Source organism: Streptomyces sp. NBC_00154 (assembly GCF_026342835.1).
In the GTDB taxonomy this organism is placed as follows: domain Bacteria; phylum Actinomycetota; class Actinomycetes; order Streptomycetales; family Streptomycetaceae; genus Streptomyces.
On record NZ_JAPEMI010000002.1, the window covers coordinates 1,368,574 to 1,393,107 of the forward strand.

17 protein-coding genes and 3 pseudogenes are annotated in these 24,534 nt (G+C 68.6%); 10 read left to right on the forward strand and 10 right to left on the reverse strand.

Annotated elements, in window-relative coordinates; all coding sequences use genetic code 11:
• Nucleotides 1-310: 310 nt before the first annotated feature.
• Entirely contained in the window at nt 311-835 is a 525-nt protein-coding gene (locus tag OHA03_RS42865; protein ID WP_267009334.1) for a VOC family protein, read from the forward strand.
• 122 nt (nt 836-957) lie between these two features.
• The gene (locus OHA03_RS42870; protein ID WP_267009335.1) at nt 958-1,713 is read left to right on the forward strand and encodes a transposase family protein; all 756 of its coding nucleotides are present in this window, start codon (nt 958-960) and stop codon (nt 1,711-1,713) included.
• 320 nt (nt 1,714-2,033) lie between these two features.
• On the opposite strand, the gene OHA03_RS42875 is transcribed toward OHA03_RS42870, so the two are convergent.
• Complete coding sequence (locus tag OHA03_RS42875) at nt 2,034-2,510, reverse strand: hypothetical protein (RefSeq protein WP_267009336.1); 477 nt, start codon at nt 2,508-2,510, stop codon at nt 2,034-2,036.
• Nucleotides 2,511-2,748: 238 nt separating this feature from the next.
• Nucleotides 2,749-4,287: a glycoside hydrolase family 43 protein gene (locus OHA03_RS42880; protein ID WP_267009337.1), complete on the reverse strand. Its 1,539-nt coding sequence runs from the start codon at nt 4,285-4,287 to the stop codon at nt 2,749-2,751.
• Between the two features lie 421 nt (nt 4,288-4,708).
• Between OHA03_RS42880 and OHA03_RS42885 the strand changes: the two genes are divergently transcribed.
• Together OHA03_RS42885 and OHA03_RS42890 are read left to right on the forward strand one after the other, a co-directional pair.
• Nucleotides 4,709-6,403: an ISAzo13 family transposase gene (locus OHA03_RS42885; protein ID WP_267005354.1), complete on the forward strand. Its 1,695-nt coding sequence runs from the start codon at nt 4,709-4,711 to the stop codon at nt 6,401-6,403.
• A gap of 768 nt (nt 6,404-7,171) precedes the next feature.
• Nucleotides 7,172-8,207, forward strand: a pseudogene (locus OHA03_RS42890) (hypothetical protein).
• Nucleotides 8,208-8,233: 26 nt separating this feature from the next.
• On the opposite strand, the gene OHA03_RS42895 reads toward OHA03_RS42890, so the two are convergent.
• From OHA03_RS42895 to OHA03_RS42905, 3 genes and pseudogenes are all read right to left on the reverse strand, one after another.
• Nucleotides 8,234-9,118, reverse strand: a complete 885-nt coding sequence (locus OHA03_RS42895; protein WP_267009666.1) for an aminoglycoside phosphotransferase family protein — start codon at nt 9,116-9,118, stop codon at nt 8,234-8,236.
• 609 nt (nt 9,119-9,727) lie between these two features.
• The gene (locus tag OHA03_RS42900; protein WP_267009338.1) at nt 9,728-10,606 is read right to left on the reverse strand and encodes an oxaloacetate decarboxylase; all 879 of its coding nucleotides are present in this window, start codon (nt 10,604-10,606) and stop codon (nt 9,728-9,730) included.
• A gap of 534 nt (nt 10,607-11,140) precedes the next feature.
• A pseudogene (locus tag OHA03_RS42905) lies at nt 11,141-11,335 on the reverse strand (DDE endonuclease); the annotation flags it as partial.
• Nucleotides 11,336-11,672: 337 nt separating this feature from the next.
• On the opposite strand from OHA03_RS42905, the gene OHA03_RS42910 reads away from it, so the two are divergent.
• On the forward strand, nt 11,673-12,875 hold the full coding sequence (locus tag OHA03_RS42910; protein WP_267009339.1) for an IS110 family transposase: 1,203 nt from the start codon (nt 11,673-11,675) through the stop codon (nt 12,873-12,875).
• 200 nt (nt 12,876-13,075) lie between these two features.
• Nucleotides 13,076-14,278: an IS110 family transposase gene (locus OHA03_RS42915; RefSeq protein ID WP_267009340.1), complete on the forward strand. Its 1,203-nt coding sequence runs from the start codon at nt 13,076-13,078 to the stop codon at nt 14,276-14,278.
• Here the strand turns inward: OHA03_RS42915 and OHA03_RS42920 are convergent.
• Nucleotides 14,270-14,593, reverse strand: coding sequence for a hypothetical protein (locus OHA03_RS42920; protein ID WP_267009341.1), 324 nt, complete (start codon nt 14,591-14,593; stop codon nt 14,270-14,272). The two genes, OHA03_RS42915 and OHA03_RS42920, sit on opposite strands and share 9 nt — an antisense overlap.
• Nucleotides 14,590-15,147: a winged helix-turn-helix domain-containing protein gene (locus OHA03_RS42925; RefSeq protein ID WP_323181408.1), complete on the reverse strand. Its 558-nt coding sequence runs from the start codon at nt 15,145-15,147 to the stop codon at nt 14,590-14,592. The genes OHA03_RS42920 and OHA03_RS42925 overlap by 4 nt, the downstream gene beginning before the upstream one ends.
• On the opposite strand from OHA03_RS42925, the pseudogene OHA03_RS42930 reads away from it, so the two are divergent.
• A pseudogene (locus OHA03_RS42930) lies at nt 15,105-15,416 on the forward strand (pirin-like C-terminal cupin domain-containing protein); the annotation flags it as partial. The gene OHA03_RS42925 and the pseudogene OHA03_RS42930 sit on opposite strands and share 43 nt — an antisense overlap.
• 327 nt (nt 15,417-15,743) lie before the next feature.
• Here the strand turns inward: OHA03_RS42930 and OHA03_RS42935 are convergent.
• The 3 genes from OHA03_RS42935 to OHA03_RS42945 all read right to left on the reverse strand — a co-directional run bounded on the left by OHA03_RS42935 (nt 15,744) and on the right by OHA03_RS42945 (nt 21,010).
• Nucleotides 15,744-18,851 carry a glycoside hydrolase family 38 C-terminal domain-containing protein gene (locus OHA03_RS42935; protein ID WP_267009342.1) on the reverse strand — a complete coding sequence of 1,036 codons (3,108 nt, stop codon included), beginning with the start codon at nt 18,849-18,851 and terminating at the stop codon, nt 15,744-15,746.
• A 66-nt stretch (nt 18,852-18,917) separates the two neighbouring features.
• The gene (locus tag OHA03_RS42940) at nt 18,918-20,264 is read right to left on the reverse strand and encodes a 6-phospho-beta-glucosidase (protein WP_267009343.1); all 1,347 of its coding nucleotides are present in this window, start codon (nt 20,262-20,264) and stop codon (nt 18,918-18,920) included.
• Nucleotides 20,261-21,010, reverse strand: coding sequence for a DeoR/GlpR family DNA-binding transcription regulator (locus OHA03_RS42945; RefSeq protein ID WP_267009344.1), 750 nt, complete (start codon nt 21,008-21,010; stop codon nt 20,261-20,263). The genes OHA03_RS42940 and OHA03_RS42945 overlap by 4 nt, the downstream gene beginning before the upstream one ends.
• A gap of 127 nt (nt 21,011-21,137) precedes the next feature.
• Between OHA03_RS42945 and OHA03_RS42950 the strand changes: the two genes are divergently transcribed.
• From OHA03_RS42950 to OHA03_RS42960, 3 genes are all read left to right on the forward strand, one after another.
• A complete protein-coding gene (locus tag OHA03_RS42950) occupies nt 21,138-22,193 on the forward strand; it encodes a carbohydrate kinase family protein (protein ID WP_267009345.1) in 1,056 nt (351 codons plus the stop codon).
• Between the two features lie 75 nt (nt 22,194-22,268).
• Nucleotides 22,269-23,549: an ABC transporter substrate-binding protein gene (locus tag OHA03_RS42955; protein ID WP_267009668.1), complete on the forward strand. Its 1,281-nt coding sequence runs from the start codon at nt 22,269-22,271 to the stop codon at nt 23,547-23,549.
• 39 nt (nt 23,550-23,588) lie between these two features.
• A complete protein-coding gene (locus OHA03_RS42960; protein WP_267009669.1) occupies nt 23,589-24,527 on the forward strand; it encodes a carbohydrate ABC transporter permease in 939 nt (312 codons plus the stop codon).
• Nucleotides 24,528-24,534 lie beyond the last annotated feature (7 nt).

Here is a 24,534-nt window from a genome sequence, read left to right on the forward strand (position 1 = left end):
AAGTGATCTCCGTATTCCGCCGGGCGGCGGCGTGTCCCGCCCATGGGGATATGGATCCGGCCATGTGAGTACCGTCGCATGCGCGTCGGCTGGGAAGCGGCCTGTCGGAGTCCCGAAAGCTGCTGTGATGTCGCCGCCGACGATGCACTGATTCCTTTTCATCCTCAGCGCGAGGTTCTGGAGGGAGGACGGCTATGACCAGGGCGCTGACGAGGGTCGTGCTGACTCCGGGATCATCTAGGAACAGAACTGTCCTAGTTGATCCCTAGTGTCGTCACGTCACGAAGAACCACAGGAGGGGACGACACCGATGAGTCAGACTGCACCCGAGGGCTACACCAGCGTTGCACCGTGGGTGGTCACGGACGACACCGGCGCACTGCTCGACTTCATCACTGTCGCGTTCGACGGCGAAGAGATTGCGCGGGTGCCGGTCGAGGATGGCACCATCGGCCATGGCGAGATCCGAGTCGGCAACACGGTCGTGCTGGCGTTCGACCGACGGCCCGACTGGCCGGTGATGCCCTCGCTGTTGCGGGTCTATGTCCCGGACGCGGACGCCGCCATGGCTGCTGCTGTTGCGCACGGGGCTCAGGTGATCACCGAGGCTGCCGACAGTGCGTGGGGGGATCGCGGCGGCAGAGTGCGGGACCGGTTCGGCAACATTTGGTGGGTGATGAGCCGGGTCGAGCACATCGCACCGGACCTTGCCTGGCAGCGAATGTCCGAGCCGAAGTACGCCGAGGCGATGCGTACGGCCCAGGAGACCCTGGACACCGCGCTCAGCGGCCGGCAGGCAGGGGTGGCCAGCACCCCGCAGCGCCCAACCCACTGAGATCAAACTCCGACCTGACTGAAGACGACGGGAGTTGAGGGCCGACAGCAGCGCATAGACGCAACGAAGCTCCTGGTAGACGGTATCTCGACCAAGATCACCCGTGCCGTCAGGAGCTTCGCGTGCTTGCCTACCCATCATCAATAGATCTGTCCACTCGCACCCTGAGGTACCTGACTGGTCAACTCATCGACCGGCGGCTGGAGATCGGCACAGGCTGGCGGCGCCTGACCGCCGGCGGCCAGGCGCTCCTTGCGCTGGCTCACCTGCGGTGCGGCGACCCCTATGCCCAGCTCGCCGCTGGATTCGGCATCGGGATCGCATCCGTCTACCGATACGTCCGCGAGGCCGTCGACGTGCTGGCCGCCCTCGCGCCGACCTTGGCCGAGGCGATGAAGACGGCCTCGACGAAGGCGTTCGTGATCCTGGACGGCACCCTGCTGCCGATCGACCGGATCGCCGCCGACACCCCGTACTACTCCGGGAAACACAAGCGGTACGGCATGAACGTGCAGGTTCTCGCCGATCCCTTCGGACGTCTGATCTGGGCGTCTGCGGCGCTGCCCGGTTCGACCCACGATCTGACCGCCGCCCACAACCACGGGATCATCGAGGCACGTGCCGCCGCAGGACTGAAAAGCTGGGTGGACAAGGCGTACCAGGGCGCCGACAGGCCCGTCCGAGTCCCGTGCCGGGGCCGCCGCCTCAAACCATGGAAGCTGCGCCACAACACCACCCACGCCAAGATCCGCTGCCTCGGCGAGCGCGTCATGGCCACTCTCAAGAGCTGGCGCCTGCTGCGGAAGATCCGCTGTAGCACCAACCTGATCACCAACATCGTGAAGGCTGTCCTTGTCCTCCACCACACCTCAACATGATGTTGGAAAAGGGTCACTCTCGGATCTCCAAACACCGGTGCTCAACCGCAGCGGTGAGCGGTGACGTGTCTCTCCGGCCCGGACCGCGAAGGAAATCGGCCGCGGGCTGTGGGTGGTAGGCGCTGGCACTGCAGAGTCGGAACCGCCTTGGCGTAGGGCGGAGCCTTCGCCATCTTCGAACGTGCTGGTCGGAGGGGCTGGTGTGACGCTCCATGGGCGTGCTCGTGCAGGTTGCTGGCGGGAGTCTGCGGTCTTGATCGTCTGACTGGGCGGGCCGGGGCGGTTTTGCCGGTTCCTCCGTGGCGATGGCCCGTTGCCGCCTACGATCCGGTCCCATGGTGGAGTCCGGGATCGCAGAACGGATCGCGGTGCGACGCGCGGAACTGGACGAGCTGGAAGACCAGTTGGTCGGGCAGCTGGAGGAGGTGCGGGCCGAGCGCGACGAACTCACCGTCGCCGAACGGGCCTGGCACCGGATGGCCGAACAACTCGCCACGGAGATGGCAGTTGTGCCGCCGACGACGCAGGTGGCGGGTCGTGCGGTGCTGCTGGTCCCGCACAGTGGGGCCGGCGTGGACCAGGACGCGCTGACGGTTCGCCAGGCCTTGCAGCATCAGCCGTACCACCTCCACCTTCCGTGGCGGCAACTGGTTCCCGGTCCCGCCGCGCCGTTCGCCCCGCGCGGACCGTGCACACCGCTCGACGATCTCCCGCGCCCGTGCCGCTGCGTACGGCCTCGGAAGGCTCGACCACGGCTCGGCCGCGTTGGAGCGCCAGCTGCGGTGTCGACTCGTCATCGCCCAAGTACCGGCGTACCTCCCGTCACCGAGGTCGGGGCTCGCCGGCTCCAACTCCGCGGCAGCGGCGACGTACGCGTACCGTGCGTAGCATCATCTGCCGCACCTGGAGTACTCAGCGCTGAGGCAACCGCTCAAGCCGACGCCGGGCTCGCACCCGCCCCGGCACCGTCCGGCGGTCCCTACCGCGACCCGATCCGAGATGGCGGGGGGGCGGGCCGCGGTGGGGGAGTGCCCGTCAGGTGGGCCGCAACTCGAACCAGTCGAAGGCCGCACTGCCGTGTGTGGCGTACATGCCGATGACGCGGCCGGTGAAGCCCCCGGCGACCTCGGTGGTGAGGTAGCGGCCGTCGAGTTCGGCGAGGATCTCGAAGTCGCCGCCGGCCGTCTCGTACCCCAGACGGAGAGTATCGGGGCCGCCGACGCGGAGGCCTGGTGGGACGGCGGCCTCCGGTCCCGTGCCGCGGAACATGACGGTGGGTGGCAGCACATCCGTCGTGGTGACGTCGATCCGCAGGGTCAAGGGGCCGGACGGCAAGGTCTGTTCGGCGATGGTGTGGCGCAGCGGGCCGATTCTGGCGACCGCGCGGACCGTGCCGTTGCCCGTCTCCACCTGGTAGTGGTGTGCCTCGTCCAGCCGTACCGCGAGCCCACCCCGGCCGCCTTCGCCAACTTCGACCACCGTGCGCGCGCTGCAGTCGGGGTCGCGCTGGCGCCGCCCCACGAACAGCGCGCCGGGCTTGTCGAGGCTGTCCGCGCGGGCGTGCAGCACCAGGTGGCCCGGCCGCTCGTCGAGGCGGACGGCGGTCGGTTCGTGCCGTCTGAGTGACACCCAGCAGGGTGCGAGCGTAGTGGAGTCGAAGTCGTCCCGGTGAGGTTCCTGCGGCCAGGGGTGCGGCGGCAGCGCCGGAGCCGGCGCGCGCAGCTCCAGCGGTCCGGGCAGCGGCCATTCGTCCTCCCACCGCACCGGTACCAGGAACGTCTCCCTGCCCAGACCGTGGTACATCGGTGTGTCACCGCGGGGCCTGGTGCCCAGCAGCACCATCCACCATGTGCCGTCGTGTGCCTGCACCAGATCGCCGTGGCCGGTGTTCTGCACCGGGTGGTTGGTACTGCGGTGGGACAGCACGGGATTGGCCGGGTGCGGTTCGAACGGCCCCGGCAGTGTGCGGGCCCGGGCCACCGACAGGGCGTGCCCGCGTTCCGTGCCGCCTTCCGACAGCAGCAGGTACCACCAGTCGCCGACGCGGTACAGGTGTGGGCCCTCGGGATACTGCAGCCCGCTTCCCGACCACATCGCCACTGGCTCGCCCAGCAGTTCGCCCGTCTTCGGCTCGATGCGCACCCCGCGGATGCCGTCCGACGAGAACACGCACCAGCAGTTTCCCTCGTCGTCCCAGGCGAGGTCGGGGTCGATGCCCGGTACGTCGACCGGCACCGGATCCGTCCACGGCCCAGTGGGGTCTTCCGCGGTCACCAGGACGTTGCCTGCCCCGGCGACCACGGTCGTGATCAGCCAGAACCGGCCGTCGTGGTGCCGCAGCGTGGGCGCGTACACCCCGGTCGAGGACGGGGCCGTGTCGGGCAGCTCCAGCTGCGAGGGCCGGTCCAGCGCGTGCCCGATCAGCCGCCAGTGCACCAGGTCACGGCTGTGCCACAGCGGTACCCCGGGTACGTACTCGAAGCTGGACGTTGCCACGTAGTAGTCATCACCGGCCCGGCACACGCTCGGGTCCGGACTGAAGCCGGGTATCACGGGATTGTCGAAGAACGCCATGTCCGTCCTGAGGTGTGTGGTCGGGCCGCGGGGAACTTCCCGCGCGGGGTTCTGCAGTGCGGCGGACGGCCGTCAGGCCGTGAAGCTGAAGGCGGCGAGTCGGAGTTCGCCGGTGAGCACCAGGTGCAGCTGGTGGACGCCAGGCGGGTGGGTCGCCAGGTCGGCAGGCGCCGAGGCGGAACTCACAGCGGGAAACCCCCTAGGCGTGCGGCGGTCGGCGACGGCTGGTGGCGACCAGGCGTGGCAGAGCCGAAGTGAGCCGCACGACCAGGATCGTTGAAGCGCTTCGAAATTGACATATGGGCCAGCGGGATGTCAACAGCCCATCAGAGTCGCATGAATTAGACCTACTTAGGAGCCGTAATTTATCTACTGCCGGATTCGAGGCAACGTCGCTGTTTTATGTGGTAGTTGGGTTGTTGTGACGATTCCGGGTGAAGTTCTGGCGGGGCTGGATATGAAGTTCGCGGTGATTCTGCCGCATCTGGATGAGCGTCAGCGTCGTCTGTACCTGGCCTCCGAGGCCGAGGCGTTGGGGCATGGCGGGATCGCGGCTGTGGCCAGGATCGCGGAGGTCTCCGAGTCGACGGTCGCAAGGGGGCGTGAGGAACTTGCCGCAGGGGCAGCACCGTTGGGGCGGGTGCGCAGGACTGGCGGCGGACGCAAGTCAGCTGCTGAACGTGACCCCTGCCTGGTGGCGGCTCTCGAGTCGCTGATCGAGCCGCGTGAGCTGGGAGACCCGGTCTCCCCGCTGCGCTGGACCACTGCCTCGCTGCGGGACTTGTCCCGGGAGCTGGCCGAAGCCGGTCATCCGGCCAGTGCCCCGGTTGTCGGCGGTCTGCTGCGTGCGATGGGCTTCAGTCTGCAGGGGATGGCCAAGACCCGGTCCGGAAGCCAGGTTCCCGACCGTGATGCCCAGTTCCGGCACATCAACTCCGCTGCCGAACGCTTTCTGGCGGGGGGCCTGCCGGTGGTGAGTGTGGATACGAAGCAGAAGGAGCCGATCGGCGAGTTGGCCCGCCCCGGCCGCACCTACCGTCCCAAAGGCCGGCCCATCACTGCCCCGGACCACGACTTCATCGGCCCCGACACCCCGGTCGCCATTCCGTATGGCATCTATGACCTGGGACGTGACAGCGGCTGGGTGAATGTGGGCACCGACCGCAACACCGCCGCGTTCGCGGTGGAGTCTCTGCGCCGCTGGTGGAAGCTCCAAGGGCACCTCGACTACCCCGGAGTGGACCGCTTGCTGGTCACCGCCGACGCAGGAGGGGCAAACTCGGCCGACTCCCGCCTGTTCAAGATGGGCCTGGCCGGCTTTGCCGACGAGTGCGGGCTGAGCATCACCGTCGCCCACTTCCCTCCCGGTACTTCAAAATGGAACAAAGTGGAACACCGGCTGTTCTCCCGGATCACCCACAGTCTGCGCGGACAGCCGCTGACCAGCTACGAAGTTCTGCTGCAGACCATCTCGGCCACCCGCACCAGCACCGGACTGACGGTCCAGGCCATGCTCGACGAGAATGCGTATCCCACCGGCCGCGTGCTCACCCGGGCCGAACGCAAGGGCGTCGATCGGCGGGTCGAGCGCGATGCATTCCACGGCGAATGGAACTACACCATCGCGCCGCAGAACCCCGACCAGCAGCTTCCGGAAGATCCACACGACGAGCCAGGGCCGCCGGTCCCGCCCGAGGCCACCTTCCTCCTCACCCACCCCGCACTCACCGGCATGACCCGAGAACAGTTCGAGCAGCTCGTGCTCCAGCTCGAACCGTGCCGACAAGTCCTGGCCGAAGCCGAACGACAGAGTGAGGGCAGGGACCACCGCGGTCGCAACCCCGGCTTCGGCATCCTCGATCACCGCCACCGTGTCCTGGCCGCCGTGCTCCGCAGCCGCAACACCGTCACCTTGACCCTCGCGGCCGAGCTCATGGGCCGCACACGCAACGTGCTGAGCTACCACGCCGGGAGGGCCAAGCCTCTCCTGGCCTTCGCCGGGCCTGAGCTCGCGAGAATCCTCGTCTTCCACAGGACACACCCGCCCCGCACACTCGAAGCTTTGAACCGCGTGACCGAGCAGTACGACAAAGAGATCAAGTCCGGCAGTAGATAATTTACGGCTCCTTAAGATCTGGATTCTTCGCCCGATCCCTTGTCAATGCGGTAGCCCGTCGCTAGCCTCGCACGGCACCATCGAAGCGCTTCGATGAGGAGCTCGTCCACCGTGACCAGGTAGCTGAAAGCTTCGTGATCTTTGAGGCGTTCGCACTTCATCCGACCGATGAGTGGGCGGGATGAAGGTGAGGAGCTCGGATCGGCGTTGGCTGTCGTACCCGCCCTGCACGTGTTCCGTGATCCGGTCTCGGCGCAGGCGCCGCAGCAGTTCGAGACCGATGTGCTGGCCGGGTTCGTCCTCGCGCGGGCCTCTGCGGGTCTGGCGGACGGCGCAATCCGAAGGGGCGGTGGCCATCTTGATCGGTCAGGTGGGGGCCTGATTCGGTCGACCACTCTGGGACGTGGAGCCGGCCGACGCCGACGCCTACTTCGGGGAGCTGCGCCGAGGCTCGCCGCGCGGCATCCGGTCGACCCGCGCGCAGGCGCTGCCCGGATCGACCTCGACCCTGCCCCCGGCCATGGGAAACGAGGGAACTGCCGTTGGCGGTAAAGGATTGGCCTGGACAGCGGTGGACCCCGGCAGAGGTGCCGGGGTTGCGAGCTGCTGTCGGTTTACTGCATTGAAGTGAGTGATGGTGAGCGGGAGTGAGTCCTGCGGGTCGGTTGGTTGGGGTGGGAACGGGGGTTCTAGGGCCGAATGGGTGACCTTGGTGGCTGTTGCTCGTTGGGCTGGGTGGCAGGGGTGCGGCCTTGAGGGGGTGATGTGGTGGGTGGTGTGCGGGAGCTGGCGGCCTCGTTCGTGGTGCCTGGGCCGTGCGGGGTGGCAATCCGGAACCGCTTCAAGCACCTGACCGCCCAGGACGAGAGGGTGTTGCGTGCGGTCGGTGCGCATCAGGGTGCGCTGGCGTCCGGTGATCTCAAGGCCCGCTGTGCGGATGGTCTCGAGCACGGTGCGGACACCTGGGCGGCGCGTAAGCGGGAGCTGACGGCGCTGTCGTCGTCGCGGATCGCGGGTGCGATCACGAAGGCCACCCATGATCAGTGGGCGCTGGCGCGACGTTGCCAGGCGGCGTATATCCGGAACCTGGATGCCGGGATCAGGACGTTGCGGCACCGGCTGTCCCTCCCGATCGGGGAGAAGGGCACCAGGCGTACGGCGGGTGGTTACCGGTCGAAGAGCGAGTGGTTTCGCAAGTCCCGGCGTCTCGCAACACTTACGGCGCGGCACACGGCGGCCGTCGCCGACTGGCAGGCCGGACGGGTCCGGGTGGTACGAGGCGGCAAGCGTCTCCTCAACACCCGCCACCGCCTCGCCCAGGCCGAGCTCACCGAGGCCCAGTGGCGGGAACGGTGGGAGGCGTCATATCCCGACCGGGAAACTCAAGGCCCGGCTGGTCTCGATGGCCGCCGAACAGGGTCTTGCGATTGTCGCGGTCGACCCGGCCTATACCAGCGTGTGGGGTGCCCAGCACTGGCAGAAACCGCTGGCCACCCCACACCGCATCATGTCCCGTCACGATGCCGCGGGCATCGCGATCGGGAGACGCGCCCTCGGGCACCCGGTCCGGCGTCGGACGGCACCGCCCCCACACGACCGGAGTGATCGTGCGGGGCATCGGACCGCCCAGGCCGGACCAGGTGACCGGGGACGTGAGGGAACCCGCCCACACACAACGGACCGGCCCTCCAGAGGGCCGTCGCCGAGCGGGAAGCGAAAGCGGGAACCCAGTGCATCCAAAACCGTTCGGGATGCGCCCAGCACGCAGCAGTGGGTCCAGGACTCACTTATGTGCACTGGCTAGGAACGGTGCGTCGTCCCTGACCTCCCCTATGCGGAGGTCCCGAGAATCTCTCGGATGACGTGCCGGGCGTTGGCTGAAATGATCGGATTGGTCGCCCGGTAGTACGGGAGTTGGATGACCGCCATGGACAGCGCCCAGCCCCGGCTGCGGGCCCAGGTCGCGTCGTCCACATCCACCGCCTCGCGGTACACCCGTCGCGCCGAGGCAGGCAGCAGGTTCCAGGCCGGGATGAGGTCGGTGGCAGGTTCACCCATTCCCACGGTGCCGAAGTCGATGATCGCCGAGACGTGGTCGCCGGCAAACAGCAGATTGCTCGGCATGAGGTCGGAGTGCGTCCAGCAGGCAGAGCCCGTCCACAGCGGTGCCGCGAGCGCCTCCTCCCAGGCCGCGGTGATCTCTTCGGCGTCGAAGGGCTCGTCGGTGCGGCGCAGCGCCTCGATCGCCGCCCGCATCGCCTGATCTTCGGCGATCAGCGGCTCGCCCCGGTGCGCGGCCGGACCGCCGGGGAGATCGATCTTGCGGATGGCGACCGCGAACTCCGCTAGGTCACGGGCCGCGCGCTCGGGCTCTGCGAGTTCCCCCTCGACCGGGTTGCGGCCTTCGATCCACCGGTGCACCGCCCAGACCAGGGGGTACCCCTCACCCGGGGCACCGGTCGCCACCACGTCCGGGATCGGCAGCGGCAGCAGCGGCGCCAGCCGGGGGAGGAGCCGTGCCTCCATCGCGATGGCCTCGGCGCCGCCGGGGCGCAGTGGCAGCCGGACTGTCAGGTCCTCGCCGAGCCGGTAGATCGCGTTGACCGTGCCTCCGGAGGCGAGCCGGGTGATCGGCAGGTCCGCCCACTGGGGGAACTGAGCGCGCAGCAGCCGCCGGACCAGGTCGGCGTCGGTGTCCGCTTCGTCCACGTGCATCTTGCCCATGTACCCCCCAGATCTCTCGGTTCCTGCCGTGATCGTCGCATAGTCGGACCGTGCCCCAGAGTCCATATCCGGGGCCCGCGTTGCCGGAGCAGTGCCAGTGGTGGAAGCCGGTCCACGTCGTCGAGGGAGAAGAACCGCTCCAGCTCTTGGACTTGGGCAGCACCCATGCCCCTCGTCGTGCAGAGCGCAACCATGGTTCTGAAGCAAGCACCCAGGCGCTCTTGCAACCCATCGACATCACTCTCCTGTGGAAGAGGGCGTTCTCGGCGCTGAGCAACAGGCGCTCTCGTTACTCACAAACAAAGCCACCGGTAGACGGGTTCCGGATAGAGCGACACCCTCGGGCCCGTCGTGCATGGTCGGTGTGAGGACGCGTTCGGCTGCAGTGCAGCGATCCGGGCAGCACGGCTCGCCCCTGGCCTTCCGCCTGTGGTCACGTCCATGAGAACGGGCTCCGGCTCAACTTCTGTGGTCGGTCACCGATTGTCACGCGACGCACCGTCGGAGCGGCGATCTCCCCCAGCCCGTCCGGAACGATCCAGCCCCACCCGACGCTCCCCATGCACTTCTCAATGACCAACCACCATGCGGGACACGGTCCTACTGTTCGGTCTGGTAGCGCCGCTCGAGTTCGGTGTGCTCGCCAAGACCGATCAGCGCGGTGAACTCCTCGAACTGGATCAGATTCCCGAGTGCGCCCCGCGTGTCGCCTGCCGTCGCGAGCACCTCGAGGTAGTCCCGCATTCCCTTGGCAGCCGCGAATGCCGTCCCCACTGGGAAAATCGCGAGGGCGTATCCCATGTCCTGGAGGACGCCGACACCGGGAGTCGGCGTCCGGCCGCCTTCGACCTGGTTGCTGAGAAGGGGGACGGTGCCGCGGAACGCCTCGCAGATCCGCCGCATCTCCTCCTCGCTCTCGGGGGATTCGATGAACAGCATGTCGGCGCCGGCCTCGTGGTAGGCGGCGCCCCGGTCGATCGCCTCGTCGAGCCCGTGTGCCGTCCGCGCGTCGGTGCGGGCAATGATGACGAAGTCGGGGTCCTGCCGCGCGTCGACCGCTGCCTTGATCTTCTGAACCATCTCGTGGACGGGGACGACCTCGCGACCCAACATGTGCCCGCACCGCTTCGGGAAGGTCTGGTCCTCGATGTGCATCGCCGCGGCGCCGGCCCGTTCGTAGGCGATGACCGCGCGGCGGACGTTGAGCGGGTTACCGAAGCCGGTGTCGGCGTCGGCGATCAGCGGCAGGTCGACCACATCGGCCATGGCCGTGACTCGTTCCACCATCTGTGTGTGCGACAGATATCCCACGTCGGGCTGCCCCAGGATGCTGGCAGCCGTCTCGAATCCGCTGAGGTAGAACGCCTGGAAGCCGAGCCGCTCCACCAGCCGGGCCCCGGTTCCGTCATAGGCTCCCGGAGCCACCAGGATTCTCCGGTCGTTGAGCAGTTGCCGCAGGCGCGTCGTGTGTCTGGGCATGGCCGTCCTCCTGCGCTGAAGGGGGGTGCCGACCGCGGTCGCCGCGGCCTCGGCACGGTCTGCGCCCGTATGCCGCTCGTGCCCCTCGGCGCGACCACGGACGTCCGGCTGTCGGCGGACGGTATCCGTTGGTGCTCCGGACTCTGGGATCCGCCACCACCGACCTTACCCGGATGATAGGGCACGAATATGGCCAAAGTGCCCCAGCGGATGCGCCGAGGCATCCGCCGGTCCGGCGCACTCACCCCTTACTCAAGGCCTGGACCACCCGGCCGCGCACGAGTGAGCGGTCACGCCCAGGATCCGGATCCGGCGGTTGGCATGCGAGGGCGTGTTTTGAAAGTCGTTGGTGTGCTGGGTGGGATGGCGGAGTGTCATAGCTGGCCCGTAGGCGCACAGAGCTCTGGCATCGTCCGGTGTCAGTGGCCCCACGTACGGTCTGCCCATCGATGATCAGCAGTCGTCTACTGAGGTTTTTTTCAGGGTGGGTTCGGTTGGGTGAGGGGCAGGCTGGTGGCGGTGAGGCATCCGTTAGTCCTTCCAGGAGAAGCTCTTGCGTGCACCCTTCAGCAGCAGGTGATCGTGGGGCAGATAGATCAGCCGGCTTGCCTCGCCGGGTTTGTAACAGCACAGGGCTGCCACCGAAGTTCGTCGGCGGGATCTGCCGCGGACCCGGATGACGGGGGTGTGTCCGCGCCGGCCCCAGGTGTGGGCGCGGGGCGGCGTCATGGAGAATCCGGCCTCGTCCTCGAAGACGATCCAGCCCCCCCGTTACCGTTTTTGTGGCTCCGCAATGGGGCCTCCGGCCTTCGGGTCCGGCATGACTTCCCCCCATTACCGTTTTGGTGGCCCCGCAATGGGGCGCCCGGCCTCCGGAGTTGGCATGACTTTCTCCCCCTGTCGATCGCATGTCTTGGGGGGTGGTGTCACCGGCTCCGGAGGCATCGACAGACCGCTGATTAGGGGCATGACCACTGGCCTTTTCGCAGGTCGGGAGGCTCTTCGTAATGTGGATGTGGCGATCGGTGCCGTGGGACGGCCGGGTGAGGACGACCGGAGGAAGCGCGTGATCGACGTCAGCGACATCGGTGCCTTCCTCGGTCTGGACGTGGGCAAAGGCGAACACCACGCCACCGCCGTCACGCCGGCCGGGAAGAAAGCCTTCGACAAGCGGCTGCCCAACAGCGAGCCGAAGCTCCGCGAGGTGTTCGGCAAGCTGAAGGCCAAGCACGGGACCGTGCTGGTAGTGGTCGATCAGCCGGCCTCGATCGGTGCTTTGCCGCTGGCGGTGGCCCGAGACATGGACTGCCCGGTCGCCTATCTGCCTGGCCTGACGATGCGGCGGATCGCGGACCTCTATCCGGGCGAGGCAAAGACCGACGCCCGCGACGCGTTCGTCATCGCGGACGCGGCCCGCGTCATGCCTCACACACTTCGCTCGGTCGATCTCGAGGACGAGACCATCGCCGAGCTGGAGATGGTCGTGGGGTTCGACGACGACCTGGCCGGCGAGGCGACGAGAGTCTCCAATCGTCTGCGGGGGCTGATGACGCAGATCCACCCGCATCTGGAGCGGGTTCTCGGTCCGCGGATCCAGCACCCGGCCGTCCTGATGCTGCTGGAACGGTTCGGATCCCCGGCCCAGATCCGCAAGGCCGGCAGACGACGGCTCGTGACCTTGATACGTCCGAAGGCCCCGAGAATGGCCGAGCGACTGGTCGAGGAGATCTTCGCCGCCCTGGACGAGCAGTCCGTCGTCGTCCCGGGCACGGACGCGGCCACGTTGATTGTCCCGAGCCTCGCCGGCTCGCTGACCGCAGTGCTTGACCAGCGAAAGCTCCTGGCCGCCCGGATCGAGGAACTGCTGGAGTCCCACCCTCTTTCCAAGGTCCTGACGTCCATGCCCGGGATCGGCGTCAGGACCGGAGCCAGGATCCTCATCGACGTCGGCGACGGCAGTTCGTTCCCGTCCGCCGCCCACCTCGCCGCTTACGCCGGCCTCGCCCCGACGACCCGTAGTTCGGGGTCGTCGATCCGCGGCGAACAACCTTCCCGAAGAGGAAACAAGCAGCTCAAACGAGCCTTCTTCCTCTCCGCGTTCGCCGCCCTCGCCGACCCACGATCGAGGGCCTACTACGACAAGAAGATCAGCCAGGGCAAGCACCACACCCAAGCACTCCTCTGCCTCGCCCGCCGACGAGCAGACGTCCTCTTCGCGATGCTCCGCGACGGCACCTTCTACGAACCCCAACCCGCCCCATCACCTTGACCAAACCCATAGGGGCACCCCCCCTTGTTGCGGTTGATGATCCGGGGGGTGGTGTCACCGGGCCCGGAGGCATCGACGGACCGCTGATGAGGGGCTTGAGCACCGGCTCCACCCGAGCCGGAAGAGCTCTCCGTAACGTGGGTGTGGCAGCTCGGTGCCGAGGCAAGGTCGGACGAAAGCGTGAGCGGAGGGGCTCGCACGTGATCGACACGAGTGACATCGACGTCTTCCTCGGCCTGGACGTGGGCAAGGGCGAACACCACGCCACCGCCGTCACCCCGGCCGGGAAGAAGGCCTTCGACAAGCGACTGCCCAATACCGAGCCCAAGCTCCGCGAGCTCTTCGCGAAACTCCAGGCCAAGCACGGAACGGTGCTGGTCGTGGTCGACCAGCCGGCCTCGATCGGTGCCCTCCCGCTGGCGGTTGCGAGGGACATGGGCTGCCCCGTGGCCTACCTTCCGGGGCTGACGATGCGGCGGATCGCCGACCTCTACCCGGGCGAGGCCAAGACGGATGCGAAGGACGCGTTCATCATCGCGGACGCCTCCCGCGCGATGCCTCACACGCTGCGGGCGATCGACGGCGAGGACGAGACGATCGCCGAGCTGGAGATGATCGTCGGGTTCGACGACGACCTGGCCGGCGAGGCCACCAGGGTCGCGAACCGGCTGCACGGCCTGCTTACCCAGATCCATCCCTCGCTGGAGCGAGTACTGGGGCCGCGATTGCAACACCCGGCTGTCCTGGCCCTGCTGGAGCGGTTCGGTTCACCAGCCCAGATCCGCAAGGCCGGCCGACGCCGCCTTGTCACGCTCTTACGCCCGAAGGCACCGCGGATGGCCGAGCGGCTGGTCGAGGAGATCTTCGCCGCCCTGGACGAGCAGACCGTCACCGTTCCGGGCACCGAGGCGGCCGCGCTGATCGTCCCGAGCCTGGCCGGATCCCTGACCGCCGTGCTTGACCAGCGGAAACTGCTGGCCGGGCGGATCGAGGAACTCCTGGAGGCTCACCCTCTTTCGAAGGTCCTGACGTCCATGCCGGGAATCGGCGTCAGGACCGGAGCCCGCATCCTGATCGAGGTCGGTGACGGCAGCACGTTCCCGACCGCGGGCCACCTCGCCGCCTACGCCGGTCTCGCTCCGGCAACCCGCAGTTCCGGGTCTTCAATCCGCGGCGAACAGCCCTCCAGGAGAGGAAACAAGCAGCTCAAGAGGGCCTTCTTCCTCTCCGCGTTCGCAGCCCTGGGCGACCCCGCATCGCGGGCCTACTACGACAAGAAGATCGCCCAGGGCAAGCACCACACCCAGGCCCTGCTCTGCCTCGCCAGACGACGGGCAGACGTCCTCTTCGCGATGCTCCGCGACGGAACCTTCTACGAACCTCAACCCGCCAAGTCAGGCTGAATCGCCGAGAGCCCGCCGTGCTTCAGCCCACAGCCGCTCGAACTCCTCTGCGGAGATCTCGGCCGCCTGCGGCTGGTCCTGCCAGCCGTCCATGGGACCTTCGGCGAGAACGCCGTACTGCCGTTCATAGCGGAACATCGCCGCGAGATCGGCATGATCACGCAAGTGCAGCACCTCTTCCAACGAGGCCGCCGTCACCGGACGCGAGTCCTGCCCCCGGACCTCAACCTGCCGCGCGGCCCAGCCCTCGTCATCGGCCTCGAAATACAGCCACAGATCTTCGTCCTCGTAGTAGGTGCGGAACCAGGTCGTCATGCCGCAATCCTGACCCACGACCTTGACCAAAGAGATAGGGGCACCCCCCCACGCCGCCGCGATCCTTTTACCCGCGGCCACACCTCCTTCTTCCACAGCTCGATGGCGTGATCGTCGCGCTCGAGTGCTCTGCGGGCGGGTGCCTGCCAGGACCAGCCGTGCCGTTTCAGCAGCCGCCATACCGTCGCCACCGACAGACTCAGCCGGAGCTGGCGGCGGATCACCGTCTGGACCCTGGCCAGGGTCCACCGCTCGTCCCCGAAGCCGTGCGGGGCCGGACCCTTGCCCAATTCCTCTTCCAGCACGGCGAACTGGGCATCGGTGACAGCCGGGGAGTTCGCCGGTCGGGCCGAGCGCAGGGCCTCCATCCCGACCTCGCGCCAGGCGCGGCGCCAGCGTTCCACCGACCGCACACTCACCCGCAGATCCTTCGCGATCACCGCGGTCTTCTCACCCGCCGCGAACCGCCGACCGGCCTGGACCCGGATCCCCTCACGAAACGCCCGACGCTTCCGGCGAGGCGGAGGTCGACGGCGTGCCGCTGGAGCGCGGATCGATGTTCTACCTCGGCTGCGGCCGCACCGAACTCCCCCTGCGCGCCGCTTTCGACGCCGGGTTGATGCTCCTGGGCGGCGAGCCGTTCGAGGAGGAGATCGTCATGTGGTTGAACTTCATTGGGCGTTCCCATGAGGAAATCGAAGAGGCCCGGAGGAGCTGGATCGAAGGGTCCCGCTTCGGTGAGGTGAAGGGCTACGACGGCGGCCGGCTGGCCGCCCCCGACCTTCCGCCGGTGGCGCTGAAACCGCGAGGGCGGGTGCGCTGAGCCGTGGCGATTCGACTGGGCCCACTCCTCCACCGGATGTGGTGGCCCGGTCCTGTGCTCGCGAGGGGCGGCCTTCTGCGACGAGCAGGCCGATGCTGTGGTGCCGCGACCCTTGCTGACGGCGGCGCCTGACGCGTGCGGTTGTGCGGCGGCTCGGCCCGGCACCTGACAACGGGACCTGCGGGGCCGCTCGCTCCGCTCCGGTTCGCGCCGCCGCCCGCGACAGGCGGAACCGCTGGGGAGCGCGGCGCAGCGCGCGCCGCCGGAAGCAACCGGCACAAGGGTCCCGCCCGGCCCATGGGGAAGACCGGGCAGGGCCCCGTACCATCAGCCCGCGGGCGTCAGCCGCACGGTGAGGATCTGGAACGGCCGTAGTGTCACGGCCACCTCCCCCTCACCGGCCGCTGATACCTCTGCCGGCTGCCCCGCGAGCCGGCGCTCCAGCAGGTCCGTGACCTGCACTTTGCCCAGCGGGAAGCCCGGGCGCAGAACCGCTTGCGCCCGGCCGCCCAGCGACTCGTAGAGCCGCACCACCACATCGCCCGATCCGTCGTCGGCCAGCTTGACCGCCTCGACGGTGACGGCCGGGTTGTCGCTGGTGACCACCGGGGTGGCCGAGGCCGCGGCGCCGACCCGCAGCGGCAGGTTCAGTGCGTACCCCTCGGCGACGGCGTCCTCGACCGTCGCGCCCGGCAACAGCGCGTAGGTGAAGCGGTGCTTGCCCTGGTCCGCCCCCGGGTCCGGGACGCGCGGGGCTCGCACCAGGCTGAGACGGACCGTCGTCGTCGTACCGCCGTCCGTCTCCCGCGTGGTGCGGGAGACATCGTGTCCGTACGTCGAGTCGTTGATGACCGCGACGCCGTACCCCGGCTCCCCGATGTGCACCCAACGGTGGCCGTAGACCTCGAACCGGGCGGCCTCCCAGCTGGTGTTGGTGTGCGTGGGGCGCTGCACATGGCCGAACTGGATCTCGGCGCGGGAGTGGTCGGCCCGGACGTCGACCGGGAAGGCGGCCTTGAGCATCTTCTCCGCCTCGTGCCAGTCGATCTCCGTCTCGATATCGATCCGGCGGCTGCCCGCACGTACCACGATCCTCTGGATGATCCGTGAGCCCTTGCCGAAGGAGCGCTCCACCCGCAGCGCGCCGAGCAGCGGACCCTCCTCCGACACAGTGACCGACTCGGCCTCGGTGAGGTCCGTGTAGCGGTTCCGGTAGTGCTTGTCGATGTCCCAGGCGTCCCAGTAGTTGGGCAGGTCGCTGTGCAGGCGCAGCAGATTGCCGGCAGCGTCCGGCGCCAGCACCTCACGGCCGGCCACCAGGTCGCGGACGGAGGCGATGGTGCCGTTCGCGGCGACTTCCACCCGCACCAGGCCGTTGTCCAGCACCCGGCCGTCGACGGTCACCGGCTGCGGGGCGGCCCCCGACGCGCCGAGCGGTGCGATGCCGCTCGCCGGGACCTCGGTGTACACGGCCACCGAGCCGTCGGCCAGCTGCTGGCCGTCGGCCGCTGTGCCCGCAGGCACCGTGACGACCTCGGCGCGGTCGCGCGGAGCAGTGTTGAACACCGAAAGGCCTTCACCACCGGAAAGCGCCGCCAGTGCCTCGGTCGTCAGCTCCTGCACCTCGGCCGCGACCCGCGCGTACTCCGCCTCCGCCTCGCGATGGACCCAGGCGATCGAGGAGCCCGGCAGAATGTCGTGGAACTGGTGCAGCAGCACCGTCTTCCACAGCCGGTCCAGCTTCTCGTGCGGATAGCGGTAGTCCGGCGCGTGCAGCGCGGCCGTCGTCGCCCACAGCTCCGCCTCGCGCATCAGGTGCTCGCTGCGCCGGTTGCCCTGCTTGGTGCGCGCCTGCGAGGTGTACGTGGCGCGGTGCAGCTCCAGATACAGCTCACCGGACCACACCTGGTCCTTGGGAACCTCCTTCGCCGCCTCCGCGAAGAAGGTGTCCGGGTGCTCGACCGTCACCTTCGCCGAGCCCTCGAGGTCGGCGAGCCGGCGGGCGCGCTCCAGCATCTCCCGGGTGGGGCCGCCACCGCCGTCACCGTGCCCGAACGGGGCCAGCGAGCGGGTGCCGACGCCCTTGTCCTGGTAGTTGCGCACCGCGTGCGCCATCTCCTTGCCGGAGAACTCGGCGTTGTAGGTGTCCACCGGCGGGAAGTGGGTGAAGATCCGGGTGCCGTCCACGCCCTCCCACCAGAACGAGTGGTGGGGCAGCTTGTTGGTCTGGTTCCACGACAGCTTCTGGGTGAGGAACCACTCGTTGCCGGCGAGCTTTGCCAGCTGCGGGTAGGCGGCGTTGTAGCCGAAGGAGTCCGGCAGCCACACGCCCTTGGTCTCGATGCCGAAGTGCTCGATGAAGAACCGCTTGCCGTGGATCAGCTGGCGGGCGATGGCCTCACCGCCCGGCAGGTTGCCGTCCGACTCCACCCACATGCCGCCGACCGGCGCCCACTGCCCGTTCTTCACGGCCTGCTGGATACGGGCCCACACGTGCGGGTAGTTGTCGCGCACCCACTCGTACTGCTGGGCCTGCGAGCAGGCGAAGACGAACTCGTCGTACTCCTCGGCCAGCGCCGTGACGTTGGAGAAGGTGCGGGAGGTCTTGCGCTTGGTCTCACGGATCGGCCACAGCCACGCCGAGTCGATGTGCGCATGCCCGACGGCCGACATCCGGTGCGCACTGGCGTGTGCGGGCTTGGCCAGGGCCTCCTTCAGCACGGCGCGGGCGTCGGCCGCGGTGCCGGAGATGTCGTCCAGGTCCAGCGCGTCCAGGGCGCGGTCCAGACACGTCATGATCTCGTGCCGGCGCGGGTCGTGCGCCTCGAGCTCCAGCATCAGCTCGCGCAGCACCTGCAGGTCCAGTGACAGATGCCAGACGCCCTCGTCCAGTACGGCGAGATCGGCGCGCTTGAAGGTGTACAGCGGCTTGTCACCGGCGGTGAGCCGGTCGCCCAGCGGAGTGGGGCCGATGAAGTCGTTGGCGAGGATGTCCGGGTTGGAGGCGGCCTCCACCAGGTAGTCGATCTCCTCGCCGCCGACGGCGGGGTTGGCGATCGGCACGTACTGGTTCTGCGGGTTGACGGCCTTCAGCGGGCGGCCGTCCGGCACGTGCACCAGCGCCTCGGCCTGGTTGCCCGGCCAGTCGCCGACGAAGCCCAGGTCCATCACCGTCTCGACACGCTTGCCGGCCCACTCGGCCGGCACCCGGCCGCGCATCCGGAACCAGGTGGTGCCCCACGGCGGGCCCCACGGCGTGCCCATCGCGAAGGGTTCGTACGCGGCATCCGCGGCCTCGGCGAAGGGCACCGGCTCGCCGGGCGCCTGCCAGGCCTCGACCGTGAGCGGGACGGAGGCGGAGTAGACGGCCGGCTTGATGCGCTGGTCGAGGATGCGTTCGACGCGCTCCTCGATCCGGCGGCGTTCGTCGTGCATGGGATCTCTTTTCAGAAGTTCTTGGGCAGCTCTCAGGGAGCTTTGCGGCAATGGAGAGGCGCGGCGCTACGTCAGGTACGCGAGGCCCGGATGCACCTCGCGGTACTCGTCGACCAGCCGCCGCGCCACCTCCACGGAGTCGATGAGCGGGTGCAGCGCGAAGGCCTTGATGGCGGCGGGCCGGGAGCCGGAGGCGGCCGCGGCCAGCACCTCGCGCTCCACGGCCTTGATCGCGCAGACCAGCCCGGCGGCATGACCCGGCAGCGGGGAGACGGTCACCGGGTGGGCGCCGTTGCCGTCGACCAGGCAGGGGACCTCGATGACGGCGTCCTCGTCGAGGATGGGGAGGGCCGTCCGGTTGCGCACGTTGAGGATCAAAGTGGCACGCTCGTCGCGGGCGATGGCCCGCATCAGGGCGAGGGCGACCTTCTCGTAGCCGCCGGACTCACTGAGCGACGCCTCGTCCCGCTCGCCGGCGCCGGCCGCCTCGCGGTTCTCCGACATATAGGTCGCCTCGCGCTCGGCCCGGGTGTCGTCCCAGGTACGCAGCGCGGGCGCGGCCGGGTCACGCATGCAGTCGTAGAAGCGGGCCTGCTGGTCGCGCAGGAAGGCGCCGCGGGTCTGCTGCGCCTCCCGGTACGCCTTCACCGCTTCCCGGTTGAAGTAGTAGTAGTGCAGATACTCGTTCGGTACGGCGCCCAGCGACTGGATCCACTCCGGGCCGAAGAGCTTGCCCTCCTCGAAGCTGCCCAACAGCTCCCGGTCCGCGAGCAGCCGCGGCAACTGGTCGCGGCCGTCGATGTGCAGGCCGCGCAGCCAGCCCAGATGGTTCAGCCCGACGTAGTCGATCCAGGCGTCCTGCGGGCGTGTGGCGCCCAGCGCGCGGGCCACCCGGCGGCCCAGGCCCACCGGGGAGTCGCAGATGCCGATCACCCGGTCGCCCAGATGCCGGGACATGGCCTCGGTGACCAGGCCCGCCGGGTTGGTGAAGTTGATGAACCAGGCGTCCGGGGCCAGCGCAGCCACCCGCCGGGCGATGTGGTCCACGACCGGCAGCGTGCGCAGCCCGTACGCGATGCCGCCGGCGCCGACCGTCTCCTGGCCGAGCACGCCCTTGGCGAGCGCCACCTGCTCGTCCGCCGCCCGGCCCTCCAGACCGCCGACGCGGATCGCGGAGAAGACGAAGTCGGCGCCCCTCAGCGCCTCGTCCAGATCCGTGGTGACGGTCACCGCCGGGGCGTCCGGGTGACCGGCGGCCTGCTCGGCCAGCACCCGGGCGATCGCGGAGAGCCGGCCGGCGTCGAGGTCGTAGAGGGTCACGCCGGTGACCCGGCCCTCCGCGCGGTCGCCGAGCAGCGCACCGTACACGAGCGGCACCCGGAATCCCCCGCCGCCCAGAATGGTCAGTTTCATACTTTGATCACCTCTACGCCGGCCTCCGCGAGCGCGGCGAGGGTCGCCGGGTCCGCGGACGCGTTGGTCACTACTACGTCGAGGTCCGCCGGACCGCACACCTTGGCCATCCCCTGGCCGGGGAACTTCCCGGCGTCGGCGAGCAGCACCACCTTCTCGGCGGCGGCCATCATGGCCCGCTTCACCGGCACCTCGACCACGGTGGTGTCCATGACCTGTCCGCCGGGTCGGACGCCGCTCGTTCCCAGGAACAGCCAGTCGGCGTGCAGTTGGCGCAGGCTGTCCTCGGTGAGGAAGCCCACCAGCGAGCGGTACTCGCGGCGGACCACACCGCCGGGGAGCACCAGCTCGATGCCGGTGTCCTCGGCCAGCTCCTCGTACACCACCAGATTGCTTGTGATCACGGTGAGTCGGCGGCCGTGCAGCTGCCGGGCCAGGCGGTAGGCGGTGGTGCCGATGTCCAGCAGCACCGTCTGGCCGTCCTTGATCATTGCCGCGGCGCGCTCCGCCAGGACGTCCTTGTCGGAGACCCGGACCTCGGCGACCTCCGCGAAGGGCTGATCACCCTCCTCCACCACCGCGCCCCCGTGGACGCGGGTGAGAAGGCCGTCCTCCTCCAGCCTGATCAGGTCGCGGCGGACCGTGGCGGCGCTCACGTCCAGCTCGGAGGAGAGATCGGCCACAGAGGCGGGCCCCCCGGAGCGCAGTGCCCGCAGGATGAGTTGATGTCGTCGCTCTGCCAGCATGCAGTGCACACTACCCTTCAATTTCATTCAATTCCATGCTTGATATTGAAGAAGTCTTGAAAAGTTTGCGCACTTGTCCCACGATCGGCTGGTCGAACTTGCACACTCTTGACGAGAGGACGCGCTCGTGAGCGAGCCGCTCCCAGCCTCCGACGTGACACCGGGCGATGAAGCGCCCGACCTCCTGCTCACCGGTCTGCTCTTCTACGACCTGGTCTTCACCGGCCTCGGACAGCCACCCGTGCCGGGCGAGGAGATCTGGACCCGGGGGATGGGCAGCGGTCCCGGCGGCATTGCGAACCTCGCGGTCGCCGCCGCCCGCTTCGGCCTGCGCACCTCGCTGGCCACCGTGTTCGGTGACGACTTCTACGGCCGCTACTGCCGCGAGGTGCTTGCCGGGCAGGAGGGTATCGACCTCTCCCTGTCCCGTACGGCCCCGGCCGGCTGGCACACGCCCGTCACCGTCTCCCTCGCGTTGGGGGATGACCGGGCGCTGGTCACCAACGGCCACGAGCCGCCGTACAGCCAGGACGAGCTCATCCGTGACCCACCGGCCGCCCGCTCCGCGCTGGTGCACATCGGCGCCGAGCCGCAGCAGTGGCTCGCCAAGGCCGCCGCTTCGGGCACCAAGATCTTCGCCGACGTCGGCTGGGACCCCTCCCAGCAGTGGTCGTCCGACGTGCTCGACCGGCTCTCCCTGTGCCACGCGTTCCTGCCCAACGAGGGCGAGGCCATGGCGTACACCCGCACCGACACCCCGACGGCGGCGCTGCACGCGCTGTCCGACCTGGTGCCGGTCGCGGTGGTCACCCGGGGGCGGGACGGCGCGATCGCCGTCGACCAGAGCACGGGTGAGTTCGCCGAGGCCGGCGCGCTTGACGTTGATGTCCTGGATGCGACCGGCGCCGGGGATGTCTTCGGGGCGAGCTTTGTCGCCGCCTCCCTGGCCGGCTGGCCGCTCGCTGAACGGCTGCGTTTCGCGGCGCTCGCGGCGGGGCTGTCCGTACGCCTGCACGGCGGGGCGCTGGCGGCGCCCGGCTGGGGCGGCGTCGCCGAGTGGTGGCGCGGTGTCGCAGCCGATCCCGGCGCCGAGGCGCTGCGCCGCGAATTCGGCTTCCTCACCGACCGGATCCCCACCGACCCCGGTCCGCCCCCACCAAGGGCACCGGTCACTCCCCTGTAGGACCTTCCTCCGTAAGACCCCTCCGTAACACCTCCTGAACCCTCAACGACGAGAAACCGAAAGGCGGTGGGAGCAGTGCATCTCTCGCGCAGAGGACTGCTTCGCGCGGGCCTGGCAACCACCTCGGCCGCCCTGTTGGGCGGCACGGTCGCCGGCTGCTCGGTCCCGGCCGGATCCACCGGGAGCGACATGACGCTCTGGTACTGGGGCGGTGGACTGAGCGACAAGCTGGTGGAGGACGCCGTCAAGCGCTTCACCCAGGTCGACCTCAAGGCCACTCAGATCGGCGGCTACTTCCGCTCGAAGCTGCTGACGACCCTCACCGCCCGCGCTCATGCGCCCGACATCACCGGACTGAAGGGCGAGGACATAGCCTCCCTGCTGCCCAACGCCGACCAGTTCATCGACCTCAATACCCTCGGCGCGGACAAGCTGAAGAGCCAGTACCTGGACTGGAAGTGGAGCCAGGGCACCGCCGACGACGGCCGCCAGATCGGTTTCCCGATCGACACCGGCCCCTGCGTCCACTACTACCGCCCCGACATCTTCGAGAAGGCGGGCCTGCCCACCGAGCCCGAGGACGTGGCCGCGCAGATGGGCACCTGGGACGACTACTTCGCCGCCGGTGAACAGCTGGTGAAGAAGGCCAAGGGCTCCTACATGGTGAGCGACCCGCTGGCGATCTTCGGCATGGCCGTGGGTCAGTCGACGAAACGCTATGTCGACAAGGACCGGCACTTCATCGGTGACCAGGAACACATCACCCGCGCCTGGGACCTCGCGCTGGAATGCCTGGACCGGGGCATCGACTCCCCCTTCAAGTCCGGCACCGTGGACATCAACCCGGCGCTGGAGGACGGCAAACTGCCGAGCCAGATCGGCGCCTCCTGGGTGGCCGGCGACTTCAAGTCGCAGCTGACGAAGTCCAAGGGGAAGTGGCGGGTCGCCGCGATGCCGGAGCGCCCGGCCAACGACGGCGGCTCCTTCCTCGGCATCACCAGGTACTGCCGTGATCCCGAGCTCGCCTTCCAGATCATTACTTGGCTGCTCGGCCCCGAGAACCAGTCCCGCGGCTTCCTCGAAGCCTCCCTCTTCCCCTCCACCCCGGCCTCCTTCGAGTCGCCGGACCTGCGCACGCCGGACGAGTTCTTCGGCGGCCAGATCACCATGGACGTCTTCGGTCCGGCCGCCCAGCGGGTCCCGGTCTCCTACAACAGCCCGTACGACGTAGCCCTCAGCCAGCCCATCAGGGACGAGCTGACCTCCGTCTACATCTCCGGCAAGAACCGCAAGAAGGCCTGGCGGGACGCCATGGCCCAGTGCCGACGTATCGCAGACCACCTGGGGGTGAGCTGAGTCATGGCCGATCTGAAGACCGCACCGGCCGCAGCGGCCATGGACGCGCCCCCACCGGCCGTCGCTGTCAAGGCCCGTCCGGAGGGTGGCATCCGTCGCCACTGGCGGCTGTACGCCGCGATCTCGCCGTTCTATCTCCTCTTTCTCTGCTTCGGCCTGATCCCGGCCGGCTTCTCGCTCTTCCTCGCCTTCCAACGCTGGGACGGCCTGGGCAACATGGAGTACGCGGGGCTGTCGCAGTTCCGCTATCTGCTCACCGACACCCAGTTCTGGGACGCGCTGGGCAACACACTCGTGATCTGGGCCATGGGCACCTTCCCGATGCTCGTCATCGCCCTGATCAGTGCCGTGATGCTGAACTCCGCGGTGCGGCTGAAGCGCGTCTACCGGTTCGCCTACTTCGTGCCGTCGGTCACCTCGGTGGTCGCCGTCGCGATCATCTTCGGCTCCATCTTCTCCACCAGCTTCGGCATGGTGAACGCCGTGCTCAAGGCCATCGGGGTCAGCGAGGTCGCCTGGCTGAACGAGCCGTGGGGCATCAAGGTCGCCGTCGCCGCGCTGATGACCTGGCAGTGGACCGGCTACAACGCGATCATCTATCTCGCCGGTCTGCAGACCATCCCCAGCGAGCTGTACGAGGCCGCGAAGGTCGACGGAGCCGGTCCGGTCAAGACCTTCTTCAAGATCACCGTGCCGATGATGCGCCCGGTCATCCTGTTCACCGTGGTGGTGTCCACGATCACCGGTCTGCAGTCCTTCTCCGAGTCGCAGGTGCTGCTCGGCGCCAACAACGGCGGCTCGACGTTCTCCGGCGGCCCCGAGCACGCCGGCCAGACGGTGGTCCTCTACTTCTTCCAACAGACCTTCGACAACAACGACTTCGGCTACGGGGCGGCCATCGCCTGGGCGATCTTCCTGATCGTGGTCGTCTTCTCCATCATCAACTGGCGGCTGGTCCAGCGCCGGGAAAGGGACTAGGAGGCCG